This is a genomic window from Micromonospora sp. NPDC047812 (assembly GCF_040704175.1).
Lineage (GTDB): Bacteria > Actinomycetota > Actinomycetes > Mycobacteriales > Micromonosporaceae > Micromonospora.
In genome coordinates this window covers 203,553-217,082 of sequence record NZ_JBEYRY010000007.1, presented here as the reverse complement: position 1 = coordinate 217,082, position 13,530 = coordinate 203,553, and the positions used below count along the sequence as shown (strand labels likewise).

General features: G+C 72.6%; 9 protein-coding genes. 1 reads left to right on the top strand and 8 read right to left on the bottom strand.

The window, feature by feature from the left end:
• Nucleotides 1-15: 15 nt before the first annotated feature.
• From AB0883_RS24520 to AB0883_RS24505, 4 genes are all read right to left on the bottom strand, one after another.
• Entirely contained in the window at nucleotides 16-1,068 is a 1,053-nt protein-coding gene (locus tag AB0883_RS24520; protein WP_366643575.1) for a LacI family DNA-binding transcriptional regulator, read from the bottom strand.
• A 330-nt stretch (nucleotides 1,069-1,398) separates the two neighbouring features.
• Nucleotides 1,399-3,822 (bottom strand): DUF4127 family protein, encoded by a 2,424-nt coding sequence (locus tag AB0883_RS24515; protein WP_366643574.1) that lies wholly within the window; start codon nucleotides 3,820-3,822, stop codon nucleotides 1,399-1,401.
• A gap of 99 nt (nucleotides 3,823-3,921) precedes the next feature.
• Entirely contained in the window at nucleotides 3,922-5,514 is a 1,593-nt protein-coding gene (locus tag AB0883_RS24510) for a hypothetical protein (RefSeq protein ID WP_366643572.1), read from the bottom strand.
• The gene (locus AB0883_RS24505; RefSeq protein ID WP_366643571.1) at nucleotides 5,511-7,214 is read right to left on the bottom strand and encodes a DUF4127 family protein; all 1,704 of its coding nucleotides are present in this window, start codon (nucleotides 7,212-7,214) and stop codon (nucleotides 5,511-5,513) included. The genes AB0883_RS24510 and AB0883_RS24505 overlap by 4 nt, the downstream gene beginning before the upstream one ends.
• A gap of 185 nt (nucleotides 7,215-7,399) precedes the next feature.
• On the opposite strand from AB0883_RS24505, the gene AB0883_RS24500 reads away from it, so the two are divergent.
• Nucleotides 7,400-8,464: a LacI family DNA-binding transcriptional regulator gene (locus AB0883_RS24500; protein WP_366643570.1), complete on the top strand. Its 1,065-nt coding sequence runs from the start codon at nucleotides 7,400-7,402 to the stop codon at nucleotides 8,462-8,464.
• Nucleotides 8,465-8,565: 101 nt separating this feature from the next.
• Here AB0883_RS24500 and AB0883_RS24495 read toward each other — a convergent pair whose 3' ends face one another.
• The 4 genes from AB0883_RS24495 to AB0883_RS24480 form a co-directional block, all read right to left on the bottom strand.
• Entirely contained in the window at nucleotides 8,566-9,837 is a 1,272-nt protein-coding gene (locus tag AB0883_RS24495; RefSeq protein ID WP_366643569.1) for a glycoside hydrolase domain-containing protein, read from the bottom strand.
• A 101-nt stretch (nucleotides 9,838-9,938) separates the two neighbouring features.
• Nucleotides 9,939-11,399: an SDR family NAD(P)-dependent oxidoreductase gene (locus tag AB0883_RS24490; protein ID WP_366643568.1), complete on the bottom strand. Its 1,461-nt coding sequence runs from the start codon at nucleotides 11,397-11,399 to the stop codon at nucleotides 9,939-9,941.
• A 248-nt stretch (nucleotides 11,400-11,647) separates the two neighbouring features.
• A complete protein-coding gene (locus AB0883_RS24485; protein WP_366643567.1) occupies nucleotides 11,648-12,691 on the bottom strand; it encodes an acyl-CoA desaturase in 1,044 nt (347 codons plus the stop codon).
• Between the two features lie 274 nt (nucleotides 12,692-12,965).
• Nucleotides 12,966-13,166, bottom strand: coding sequence for a hypothetical protein (locus tag AB0883_RS24480; protein WP_366643566.1), 201 nt, complete (start codon nucleotides 13,164-13,166; stop codon nucleotides 12,966-12,968).
• Nucleotides 13,167-13,530: the final 364 nt, after the last annotated feature.

Here is a 13,530-nt window from a genome sequence, read left to right as displayed (position 1 = left end):
CTCCGCGACGCCGGCTCACCGGGCCCGGGCGGACCCACCCGCGCCGTCCGCGGGCTGCCCGTTCGCCCGGGGCAGGGACCGGACCGAACTCTCGCGGACCCGCAGGGTCGTGCGCAGGGTGACGGTCGAGGACGCCTTCGCGGGGTTGGCGATCCGCTCGGTGAGCAGCGACGCCGCGGCCCGCCCCAGGTCGTACGTGGGCTGCGCGACGGTGCTCAGCGAGGGCCGCACCAGGTGGGCCCAGGGGATGTCGTCGAACCCGACCACGCCGCACCGGGTGGGCACGACGACACCCCTGTCGACCAGGCACTCCACCGCGCCCACCGTCATCAGGTTGTTGGTGACGAAGACCGCGTCCGGCGGCTCGGCCGCGTTCAGCAGGGACGCCATGGCCTGGTAGCCGCCGTCCTCCCGGAAGTCGGCGTACCGGATGAGGTCCTCCGGCACGCTCCGGCCGGCCGCGCGCAGGGCCTGCTGGTATCCGCGTAGCCGCTGCACGGCGGTGGAGATCCGACGCGGTCCCGTGACGCAGGCGATCCGGCGGTAGCCGCTGGCGATCAGGTGGGCGGTGGCCGTCTCGGCGCCGTGGACGTTGTCCACCAGCACGGTGTCCACGGCCACTCCGTGGGGCTGCCGGTCGATGGCCACGACCGGCATCCCGGCCTCGGTGAGCCGGTTGATCAGGGCCGGTCGCCCCGACGGCGAGATGATCACGCCCGCCATCCGCTCGGCCAGGGCCGCCGTCACGTAGCGGGTCTCCTTCTCGGGATCCTCGTCGCCGTTGCAGAGGACCACGGAGAAGCCCGCCTCCTGCGCCACGTCCTCGATGCCGCGCACCAGCGAGGTGAAGAACGGGTTGCCGATGTCGGAGATGATCACCGCCCAGAGGCTGGTGCGTTGCCGGCGCAGGCTGCGGGCCACCGCGTTGGGCCGGTAGTCCAGGTCGAGCATCACCTGGCGGACCCGCGCGGCCAGGTCCGGATCCACCGACGAGTGCCCGTTGAGCACCCGGGACACCGTCGACGCCGAGACCTCGGCCACCCGCGCCACGTCATAGATGGTCGTCATGCGGTCGTCCCCTGTCGGTGTCTCACGTCCTTGTCCCGCACCGGACCCCGGCTGCGACCGCGCGGGCACCACCGTCCGTTGCGGCCCGCCGTCCGAGAGTGGTCGGCCCTGAGATCCTATATGGCAGGGAATCGATTTCTCTTGGGCGTCCTGGCCCGCGTCGGAGGGGGCGGCCGTCGTCCACCTGTCGGCACGGCGCCCCGCACGGCCGACCCGGCGGCACGCGCACCGACCGCCCGTCCGGTCACCGGGCGGCGGGGAGCCACCCGGTGACCGGACTGGGCGAAACGGTGCCGTCGACGTCGGCCCGCGGGACCGGCGGTGTCGGCGTCAGCCGCAGGAGGCGTCGCGGCAGGTCACCTCGACCTCGTACAGCCGGGCCTGTCTGTCCCGGCTGGCGAGGACGTCGAGGCGGACCGCGGTCGCGCGGACCGGCGCGAAGGTGTGCGTGGTGACCTGGGTCGTGTTTCCGGTGACCTCGCCGAGCACCTGCCAGGCGCCGCCGACCAGCCCGGAGATCCGGTACGAGGTCAGCTCGTACCCGCCGTACTGGTGCAACCGCACGGTGTCGACCAGCTCCGCACCGGCGAACTCGACCTGCAGCCAGTGGCTGTCGGCCGGCTCGGTGATCCAGCGGCTGCCGGAGCTGACCCGGTTGCCGTCGATCACGTGCGAGGGCACGTACTGCCGCCACCAGCCCGACGCGGTCGCCTCGGCGCCCTCGGCGGCCAGCGCCACGTTGCGCCACACCGCACCGACGGTCGTGGTGGCACTCGCGGCTAACTGGCGGGGCTGGTCCGGCCGCGTCCCGTGCGGGGCGTCGACCGTGACGGTGGCGCTCTGCTCCGCCGCGAGCCCGCGGACCCCCACCGTCAACGGGACCTCCACCACCGCGAACGGCGCGAGCCGTACCTCGGTCGGCGCCGGGGCGACCCACCCCTCGGGGACGACGGCGCCGAGCTGGGCCGTCACCGGTGCGCCGACGTCGTTGCGCAGCACCGCGGTGATCCGGGTGTCCACGTCCGAGTCCGGCCGGACCGTGATGCGCACCGGCAGGGCCGAGACGGTGAGCAGCGCACCGCGATCGGCCGGGGCCGTGCTCAGTGCGAGCGTGGGGAAGGCCTCCAGCTCCTGGTAGCGCGACCAGGCCAGCGTCATCTGCCAGGACTCCAGCCGGTGCACGACCGCGGTCACCTCGTGCCGGCCGTCGTTGCCGGCGCGGACCGGGGTGCCGGCGAACTCGTCGGCGAAGAGCTGGTCGGCGAGGCCTCTGGTCCGCTGCACCGCGAGCTGGTTGGCGCCCTCGAACACCTTCGTCATGTACTGCGGATCGTCGCCGTTGTCCCGGGCGTACGCCTGGACCTGGCTGAGCACCTGGTTGCGGTAGACGTCGGTGTGGGCCAACTCCTGCAGCGTCAACTCGACGTGCGCGGTGGCGGCACGCAGCAGGATGCCCTGGCGCGCCTCCTGGAAGGGGATCCCCTTCGCCTGGCCCGGGAAGCCCGGCAGGCGTCCGGTCCGGCTCGCCTGCAACAGCGCCGCGCGGACCACCGACTGGGAGATCGACAGACCGATGTTCCAGCCGGACCACCCGGCCAGTTCCCCGAAGCGGACCCGGGGGGCGAGCAGCGTACGTAGCTCGCCGTCCACCTTTCCGGCCAGCGCGTCGTCACCGACCGCTACGAGCCGGCCCCGGGCCACCGCGTCGTGGATCCGGTCGGCGAAGGGTTCCAGGTTTCCGCCGCCGGCGGTGTTCGCCATCAGCAGGATGTCGGCGTCGGGACCGTCCGAGCGTCGGGCGCCGAGGGTACGCACGTACTCGTCGACCAGGGTGGCGTAGGGGACGTCCTGGTAGGGCGCCACCCACTTCTCGCCCGGGGTGCGGGACCACTCGACGTCGACCGTCGGGGCGGCGCCGAGCCGTTCGGTGACATGCTTGGCTACCAGCAGCGCGCCGAGGATGTCCGCGCCCGGATAGATCCTGACCCGGTCCTCGACCCCGAGCTTCGCCGCGAGCGCCGCCAGGGCCGCCTTCTCCAGGCGGTGCGGGCCGTGCTCGGTGGCGTCGTCCTGGCCCAGGATCAGGTAGTCGATGGTGCCGTCGGCGACCCGCTGGACCATGTCCCGGTTGATCTGGTGGTCCCGGGCCCGGGCGCAGAGGAAGTCCGCCTTGATCTCCTCGGGGATCTCGCTGGCGACCTGCTCGTACTCGGCCCGGCGCTCCTCCTGGCCGAGGTTCTCCACCTGGTCCATCAAGACGGCCCAGCGCCGGATCGGGCCGGAGTGGACGCCCGGGTAGCTGCTGGTCGGCTCGATGGTGAGGCGCATGATCACGTCGAAGGCGTACAGGGGCTTGTCGGGGTTGCTCCGCTTCACCTCGTCGAGCACGGAGAGCCGCCGCCGGGCGTCGGCCAGGCTGGTCTGGCAGGTCCGGGAGGCGACCAGGCCGCCGTAGGCGAGCATCGGGGCTGCGACGACCGAGCCGTCCGCGTCGGCGGCGGCCTTGCGCCACCAGGCGCCGACCGCATCGGCCTGACCGTAGGTGAAGTACTCGCCGAGCAGGTCCTTCGGGGGTGTCAGCGCCTCGTGCCCGCCGGCCTCGGCGACCGCCACCGGCGTGTGCGCGGTGAACGGCCGGTCGTCCAGCGGTACGACGGCGAGCCGGCCCAGGTTTGCCGGCGCCGCGGCGGCCGCGGCCGGTGAGCCCGGCGGGGCGACCGCGAGGGTGAGGGTCACCGCGGTCGTGGTGATCATGCTGAGGACACGGGATGTCAGTCGTCTGTCGCGACGCATCGGTTCACTTTCGTCGTGGTGGTGGTGCACGGGGTCATCGTTCGGCGCTCGGTGGCGCGGTCACCGGGTGCCGGCGTATCCGACCGCCTTGAGGATGCCGAGGCCGTTGTGGGCGACGGGGAGGGTGCCCCGGGTGCCCTTGCACAGCTGTTCGGTGGTGTCGCCGTCACCGTCGAGGTCGTCGGCGTCCCCGGCGGGCAGGAACATCGCGGCCAGCGAACGGTCGAGCAGGGCGTAGAGGGCGTCCTGACGGTCCGCCTGCTGCAACCGTTGGTAACCCGCGGCGAACTTGGCTGGCACCACCTGTTCGCGCAGCTCGGCGAGGATGCCGAAGCCGACGATGTCGTAGTACTTCGCCTCGGCGTTCTCGTTGGGCGGGGTGAGGCGGAAGAAGCCGCCGAAGGACAGGTGCGGGTCGTAGTCCCGCGCGTCACCCGACGGCGTCGGACCCTGGTTGTCCGGCGGGTAGTACGGGTCCACGGCGCCGGCCGCCGTGTCGTCGACGCAGTCGAGCGGGTCGCTGGCCGAGGCGGTGTGCCAGCCCGGGAGGCTGGTGTACGTGGTGTAGAGGCTCGTCACGGCGGCAGCCGCGGCACTGGCGCCGTGGAGCTGGCGTTCGTGGTCGTAGAGTCCGGCCAGCCCGTACTCGATCATGTCGGTGCCCAGGGTCCCGCCCGCGATCTGGCCGCCGGTGTAGGCGCAGGAGCCCTTGCGGTGCCACCGGTTGTCACGGCAGTCCGCGCTGTACGCGCTCTGCGCGACCACCCGGTTCTGGCTGGTGGTGGGGGAGTCGAAGTCGAAGGTGTACCAGTCCGCGCCGAGTTGGAGTCCCGTGCCGAGGAACTGCCGGGCGGTGGCGGCCGACTGGCCGTACCGGTCGTCGGGCGGCGCCACGGCCGTCTCCAGCCGTTGCAGGAACGCGATCGCGGTGAGGTTCCAGGTGGACATCGTCGAGTAGAGGTTGCTCCAGCTGGAGATCTGGTCGACGTAGCCGCCCGGCGGGGTGGTGGGCTGGCCGAGCCCGTCGACGAACGGATGCACGCCGTAGGCCTGGTAGTAGGCGCGCGGGTCCTGCATCCGCAGCAGGAACTCGCCGATGCCGGTGGCGGCGTCGAGGTAGGTGGCGGCGCCGGTCGCCTCGTGGGCGGCCAGCAGCGCCTCTCCGCAGGCCGCGTTGCCGAACGAGGTGAAGTAGCGGATCTGGCCGTCCGGGGTGCTCGCCACCGCGTCGTCGAAGATCTTCGGCGCGTTCGGGTCCTTGGGCAGCCGGTGGGCGAGCACCGCGCCGGCGAACTCGTCGACCAGTCCGGTCTCCACGCTCGACAGCGACCGCTGCTCGTACGCCGCCCGTTGGTCCAGATAGACCGAGATGAACTGCAGCGAGGTGCAGGCGGCGGTACTCTGCCGCGGTCCGCCGATGGTGCACGGACTCGCCGTGGTGCACGCTCGGCCGGCTATCACGAGTTGGTCGCCGTGGACGTGTTCGACGTCCCGGCGCAACCCGTTGCGGACCCCGTCGTACGACGCCACGAGCCAGTCGAAGTAGCTGTCGACGAGGGGGACGGCAGCGGAGGCGGCGGCCGGCGCGGTCGGGACCGGCAGCGCGACGCCGACGACGAGCGCGGCCAGCAGCGCGGCCGCCCGCGCCCTCACCGTGGCCCCCCGTCCGGGGTCAGGACGATCCGGGGCTCGGCGGCGATCTCGCCGGTGCGGTTCCACGGCAGGTAGAGGTGCCAGGCGTCGAGCCGGTCCACGCGGGCCGTCACCGGCGCCCGTCCGTCGCTGCCCAGGACGAGCGTGGCCCCGGCGAACTCGTCGGCGAACAGCTTCTGCGCGTGCCGGGTGGTGTTGTCGACCGCGTACGCGTTGATCTCGGGGAAGTGGGTCGCGATGTTCTGCGGGTCCGGCTCGCCCAGCGCGGACGCGTAGGCGGTGGTGGCCGCGCGGACGTCGTTGCGGTACGAATCGGTCTGCACCAGTTCCGAGACGGACAGTTCGATGCTGGCTCGGGCCGCGTCGTGCAGGAGGGCCCGCCGGGCGGCCAGGACCGGCTCGCCGAGGGTGCCGGGCGCACCGGGCGGCAGGTCACCGCGGACCGAGCGCTGCCGCAGCGCCCAGCGGGACGTCGCCTGGGCAAGGCTGATCCCGACGTTCCAGCCGGAGTATCCGGCCAGCTCGACGTACCGGATCCGGCCGTTGAGCAGGGACAGCAGACGCCGGTCGGAGTGCCCGGCGATCGCGTCGTCGCCCAGGGCCACGGGGCGTCCGGCCCGCACGTGGGCGACCAGGCGGTCGGCGAACGGCGCCACCGACGCGGAACTGCCACCCGTGTTGGCCATCAGGACCAGGTCGGCGTGCTCCGGCCGGTCCACGACCGTGCCACCGAGGATGTCGACGTAGCCCTGGATGAGCCGGGCGTACGGGATGTTCTGGTAGGGGGCGGTCCAGGTCTCGCCCGGCGCCCGGGAGTACTCGACGCTCACCCGGGGGCGCACGTCGGCGTCCCGGACGGCGATCTTGGTGATGAGCAGGGCGGCCACCACGTCGGCACCCGGGTAGATCACCACCCGGTCCTCGACGCCCAGCTCGGCGATGCGGGCGGCGAGTGCCTGGGACTCGGGTCGGTGCAGGCCGTGGCCGGTCGCGTCGTCCTGGCCCACCACGAGGAAGTCGAAGATCCCTTCGGCCGCCCATTCGATCATCGTCAGGTTGAGCCGGTGGTTGCGCGCCCGGGTGGCCAGGTAGTCGTCGCGCACGTCGGCCGGGATCTGGGACTCCAACGCGTCGAGTTGCGGGCGCTTCTCCACCATGGCGAGGTTGTCGACCTCGTCCTTCACCGTGGCCCACGCCCGCAGCTCGTTGCGCCACGGCCCCTCGGGGGTGAGCCGCATGATGGTGTCGAAGGCGTAGAGCCGCCGGTGCGGGCGGCGCCCCCGGACGGCCCGTACCGCCGTCAGCCGGGCGAACGCCTCGGCCTCCGGTACCGAGCTGTTGCGGGAGTTGAGCAGTCCACCGTAGGCGAGCATCGGTAGGGCGACGACCAGCGCGTCGGCCTGGGTGGTGGACGAGGTCAGCCACCGGCCGACGGCGCGGCCGTCGCCGGGGGTGAAGTGCCGACCCAGGGTCTCCCGGGGCGGTAGCACGGTGTCGTAGCCGGCGCCGGTGGCGATCTGTTGCGGGGCGTACCAGGTGTAGGGCCGGTCGTCGAGCGGGACCAGGGCGATCCGGCCGAGCCGGGGGGTCTTCGGCCGGGCGTGCGCCGGGGATCCGAGGGCGGCGAGTCCGGTGAGGCCGGCGCCGGCGAGGCCGGCTGCCCGGAGCAGGCCGCGGCGGGACAGGGTGTGATCAGGCATGTCGGCTCCTTGCGTTGCCGGGGGATGCGCTGAGTCTTGGATCAACAAGAACCCCGGGTCAAGACCGCCGGAGCCCGTAATACGTATTACTCTCGCTGGTCGCCCTTGACACCGGTTCTGCGGGCCCGGCAGCATCCACGGCGACAATCCTCGATACGCGACGCTTCAGAAGGTGGCCGATATTCGTGTCCGCAGGGCGGGGCAGGCTGACGCAGCACGAGATCGCGCGGATGGCCGGGGTCAGCCAGACGACCGTGTCACTCGTGCTCAACGACCGGTGTGAGGCGGCCTGGCGGATCGCCCCGGAGACCCGGGAACGGGTGCTGCGCGTCATCCGCGAGACGGGTTACGTCGCCGACCCGCTCGCCCGGCGGCTGCTGCGACAGCACAACCAGATCCTGGGCGTGTTCACCTACGAGTCGGTGTTCCCGAGCACCAGCGCGAACTTCTACCACCCGTTCCTGTCCGGCATCGAGGCGTGCGCGGAGAGCATCGGATGCGACCTGCTGCTGTTCACCAGCGCCCCCGTGCGCGGCGGCAGCCGGCGGATCTTCCACGACAACAACCGCATCCGGCTCGCCGACGGATGCGTACTGCTCGGTCGGGAGATTCCCCGCGACGAGCTGGCCCGGATGGTCGCCGGCGACATGCCCTTCGTGTCCGTCGGTCGACGCGACGACGCCCACCTACCCTCCGGTGAGGGCGGTCCGGTGCCCTATGTCGGCGCGGACTACGCCCAGGCCACCGCCGCCCTCGTCCGCCGCGCCGTCGACCTTGGACACCGGGTGCTGGCGTACGTCGGCGCCGGTGCGGGCGCCGAGTCGGCCACCGACCGGCTCGCCGGCTTCACCGCCGCGGTCCGGGAGACCGGAGTGGACGGTCGACACGAGCCGGTCGGCGGCAGGACCTCGGCGGAACTGCTCGACGCACTGCGCCCGACCGGGGTCACCGCCGTCTTCTGCGAGGAACTGGTCGAGGCGGCGGCGGTGGCCGAGGCGGCGCGGGCCCGAGGTCTGTCCGTGCCCGGTGACCTGTCCCTGGTGGCCCTCGGCGATCCCACCCGTCAGGCCGAGACCGACCTCGATTTCACTGGCTTCCACATCGCCCGCAGGGAGATGGGCTGGCAGGCCATCGAGGTGCTCGACGACATCCTGCACGGCCGGAGCAGCGAGCACCAGCGCCTGCTGCCCTGCGAGCTGGTCGAGGGTGAGACCCTCGGTCCCCCGAGCCCGGCGACCGGTCGTCCCTGAGCACCGCAGGGCGCGGGGGAGGAGCGGGCAAGTGACGCCGGCGGCGCGGACGACCCCTGTCGGGGACACCGCCCGGACCACGTCAACCGGGAGACGGCGGGTCAGGCCCGGGTGATCCTGACCGCGTCGGCGACCACGTAGCCGCTGCCGCTGGTCCAGCGGCTCACCCCGACCTTGTTGGCGTCGCCGGCCGCGAGCGTGAACACGCCGATCGACACCCACCGGCCGCCGTTGACCCGCTGGTCGACCGTCACCGACTGGTTGCCCGAGGCGGTGGCGACGAGGTACGGCGTCTGGCTGTTGTATCCGGGGTCGGCGGGGTACCAGACCGAGATCTCGTAGCTCCCCGTCGCCGGGATGTTCGCCCGGTACCAGGCGACGTCGCTGGCCGACGTCGGGTTCGCGAACCGGTAGTCCGTGCCGAACCGGCTGCCGGAGTACGACGACGTGCTCCAGTTGGCGCTCGCCGTGAACCGGCCGGAGGTGGTGTTGTCGATCGTGGTGCTCCACTGCTGCGGTGGCGGCTGCTCAGACGTGCTCACGTCCAGGTAGTTGCGGTCGATCTTCATCGTCACGCCGCCCCAGGTCTCCGTCACGTCCCCGGCGTACTGGTGCAGCCGCTGGTGGTTCGCGTAGTACGCGTCCGAGCAGTAGGCGCCGGCGTCGGTGTCGGCCACGCCGTTCCACCAGGCGATCCAGATCTGGTCCAGCCTGGTGTAGCTCGGGTTGTGGTACTCCAGGCAGACGTCCCTGATGCCGGAAGACCCGCTGGAGTACATGCCGGCCAGGTAGCCCCGGGTGTGCAGCTGCTCGACCCACCCGGACAGGAACGACAGCACCGCGGCGCGGCACGCCGTGGTCGTCGGATAGTGCTCGATGTCGTTGTAGATGGTGCTGCCGGCGCCGATGCCCAGCGCCCGCGCGGCGTTGGCGGCGCTGTCGGCGGCGGTCCGGCCCTGCGACCGCGCGGTGCCGGGATCACCCGACATCTTCGGCGTGCGGGTGCCGCAGGGCGCCTGGTAGCCGAGCTCGATGGGGATGAGCCGCCAACCGTTGGCGGTCTGGTTGGTGACCCAGGTCGCGGTCAGGTTGGGCTGCGCACACGTGCGGCTGGCCCCGCTGATGTAGATGCCCACCGCGCGGTACGGCGAGCTGGCGCGCCACGCGTCCATCGCCGACTGCGACGGGGCGGTGCAGGTGTCGAAGCCCTTCCCGACGAAGGTGCCGGGCTGCGGACCGACGGCCGACACCGCCACGGACTGCGCCTGCGGCCGCGGGGCCGGCGCCGACTGGGCCACAGCCGCCGAGCCGAGTGTGATGGTGAGCCCCGCCGTGGTGGCGAGGCCCACCAGCCAGGTGGTGGTCCTTCTCATCGGTCCCCCTCGAAGGATTTCTTGCACGAGGTTGAAGTCAGTGAAGAACTTTTACACACGCATCGAAGGTTGGCAATAGCGACGATCTGGTGAACGCGCCGTTACCAGGCGCAGGGCGCGTAGTCCTTGAGGAAGCAGCCGTACAGGTCCTCGCCCTGCTCGCCGCGGACGATCGGGTCGTAGACCCGGGCCGCGCCGTCGACCAGGTCCAGCGGGGCGTGGAAGCCGGCGTCCGCCAGCCGCATCTTCGTCGGATGGGGCCGCTCGTCGGTGATCCAGCCGGTGTCGACGCTGGTCATCAGGATGCCGTCGGTCAGCATCTCCTGGGCGCTGGTGCGGGTCAGCATGTTCAGCGCGGCCTTGGCCATGTTGGTGTGCGGGTGCCCCGGCCCCTTGTAGCCGCGCCCGAACTGGCCCTCCATCGCCGAGACGTTCACGACGTACTTGCGGCGGGCCGTCGCCGCGGCCATCGCCGGCCGCAACCGGCTGACCAGCACGAACGGGGCCGTCACGTTGCACAGTTGCACTTCCAGTAGCTCCACCGGGTCGACCTCGTGCACCCGCTGCACCCAGCTGTTGACCGGGTCGAGGTCCGGCACCAGGCCGCCGGCGTCGATGGCGGTGGCCGCCGCGATCCGTTCCGGCGAGGCGGAGCCGCTGGTCAGCGCGAGCGCGGTGAGCGCGTGCGGGGTGAGCGGGGTCGACTGCGGCGAGGCGGTCAGGCCGCCCGCCGGGTCGCCCCGGCCGGCCGTCTTGGCGAACGTGACGACCTCCGGCAGGGGGCCCTCCGGCAGGGCCGCCGCCTCCGCGGCGACGAGCTGCGCGTACGCCCCGGGGCTGCGCCGCACGGTCTGCGCCGCGTTGTTGATCAGGATGTCGAGGGGGCCCTGTTCGCTGACCGAGTCGGCGAGCGCGATCACCTGGGCGGGGTCGCGCAGGTCGATCCCGACGATCCGCAGGCGGTGCAGCCACTCCCCGCTGTCGGGCATCGCCGCGAACCGGCGTACCGCGTCGTGCGGGAACCGCGTGGTCACCGTGGTGTGCGCGCCGTCGCGCAGCAGCCGCAGCGCGATGTACATGCCGATCTTCGCCCGGCCGCCGGTGAGCAGCGCACGCCGGCCGGTCAGGTCGGTGCGGGCGTCGCGGCGCTCCCGGTTCAACGCGGCGCAGGACGGGCAGAGCTGGTGGTAGAAGGCGTCCACCTCGCGGTAGCGCTGCTTGCAGATGTAGCAGCCGCGCGGGTTGTGCAGGAAGCCGGCCGTCGTGCCCTCGGTGGGGGAGGCGAGCGGGATCCCCTGGGTCTCGTCGTCGATCCGGCCCGGCGCGCCCGTGGCGGTGGCGGCCGTCACCGCGCGGTCGGCCGCCGCGATGGCGTCCCGCCGCTCCTCGCGTCGGCGCTGCTTGATCACCTTGTAGAGCCGCGCGGTGGCCCGCTGCACCCGTACCACGTCGGGGTGATCGGGAGGCAGGTCCTCCAACGCCTCGAAGACGCTGAGGCAGGTCTCCAGCTGGGTCCGGTCGATGCCGTTGTGGCCGGTTTCCGTGATGTTGTCCGCCGTCATGCCGTCGTTGTCTCGTCCCGTTTCCGCGCCGTGTCTTCCCGGCTCACGCCAAGTCCGACCCGGAACTGTACGTCACCGCACGGGTGCCGGCGCATTCCGCGCCCGCCGAGCGGCCCGGGGCCGACCCTCGGAACGCGGCCCTGGAGAACACGCGGTAGGCCCGGTGACACGCGTGCGTCTCCGGGCCCCGGCGAGGCGGGGCCGTCGCCGGCGGCCGGCGCGGCGGGATCCGGCGAGCGGTCGGCGCCTCAGCGCGGGCCGGCGTCGTCGGCCGATCGGCCCGAACCGACCGCGTGCAGGTGCCCCAGCACCTGGCGCCACGAGCGCGTCAGGCTGGTCTCGTGGTAGGGGATGTCGTGGTCGGCGCAGAACTGTCGGACCAGTGGCCGGGCGCGACGGAGGTTGGGTCGCGGCATGCTGGGAAAGAGGTGGTGCTCGATCTGATAGTTCAGGCCGCCGAGCAGGGCGTCGATGAACCAGTTGCCGCGCACGTTGCGGGAGGTGAGCACCTGGCGCCGGAGGTAGTCGAGCCGGTCGTCGGCGGCGAGGATCGGCATGCCCTTGTGGTTGGGGGCGAAGGCGCTGCCGAGGTAGAGGCCGAGCAGGCCCTGGTTGACGAGGACGAACGCGACGGCCTGCGCCGGGCTCAGCACGAGCATCACAGCCCCGAGGTATCCGACGGCGTGCACGGCCAGCAGCGTGGCCTCCACGGGGCGGCGCCTGATCCGGCTCGCGCCGACGAGGGCCCTGACGCTGCTGGCGTGCAGGTGCAGGCCCTCCAGCAGCAGTAGCGGGAAGAACAGGTACGCCTGGTGACGGACCACCAGCGCGCCGGGCCCGCGCTGCCCCCGCGCCTGCCCGGGGGTGAACGACAACGGCCGCACGACGATGTCCGGGTCGTGGCCCTCGGTGTTCGGGTGCGCATGATGGCGGTTGTGCTTGCCGACCCACCAGCCGTAACTGAGACCGATCAGCAGGTTGCCGTGGACCAGGCCGACCAGGTCGTTGGCGCGACGGGTGCGGAAGACCTGGCGGTGGCCGGCGTCGTGACCGATGAACCCGGCCTGCGCGAAGATCACCGCGAGGACGGCCGCGACGGCCAGTTGCCACCACGACTCGCCGAGCCACCCGAACAGCGCCCAGGCGCCGACGTAGCACCCGCCGAGGGCACCGATGCGCAGCGCGTAGTAGCCGCGCCGCGGATCGAGGAGTCCCGCCCGCCGGATCAGGCGCGCCAGTTCCGCGTACTGACTGCCACCGTGACGTCGGGTGTCGAGGGTCGCATCGCTCATCGTCGCGGCTCCGTGCGTGTGGCGTTCTCGGCCTGTCGTCGTCGGACAGGCGGTCCTTCATGGCGAGTGTGGTCAGCAGCGGGCCCGGGTCGGGGCCGACCGTGACCTGCTCCCGTGGCCCGGTCGCCGCGGGGCGGGGCACTCGTCCTCCCTCGTCCGCGCGGACGGGCGTGGCGCGCCAGGGCGCACGCATCCGAGGCGTCGGGCGGGCGCCGCCCGGTCACGCCGGGCCGGCGCCAGTGCCGGCCCGGGCGCGGGGCGGCGCTCCCCGTCCTCACCGCGCCGCGGCCGCCGGTGACGTCGTCTGCCTGTCCCGGGCGGTCGCGCCACCGGGGACCGGTAGCCCGCCGGTGCCCGCGTCGGCGAACGCGCCGTCCCGCAGGGCCGAAAGATCGCCGGCCGCCGCGTCGTTGGCGGCGCGCCGGCGCCGGGCCCGTACGACGGCCGCCGCCGCCACCATCGCTGCCAGCGACATCGCTGCCGCCTGTAGCAGCGGCACCCTCCTGCTGCGTCGACGCCTCATCGCGCACTACCCCTCTCAGTTCTGAGTCCGACCTTCCTCACATCGTGGAGACACCACGGGGGCGGCGAGGGGCGATTCGGCGCATTCGACACGGTCGGGTCATGCGGGTGGTGGTGCTGTGCCGGGGGCGGCAGCGCGGCCGCCTCCGACAGGAGGCGTCGAAGGGGGCGGCCGCTGCGGCTGACGGGCGTCCTGGATGGAGCCCGCGGCGGCGAGATCGGGCCGTAAGGGAGAAGGCGTTTCCGGGTGCATCCGCGATTGACGTGAGACTCGTTCTGGATTTTCAGCTTTGGCGCCGCCGGGCCGAGCCGGAACT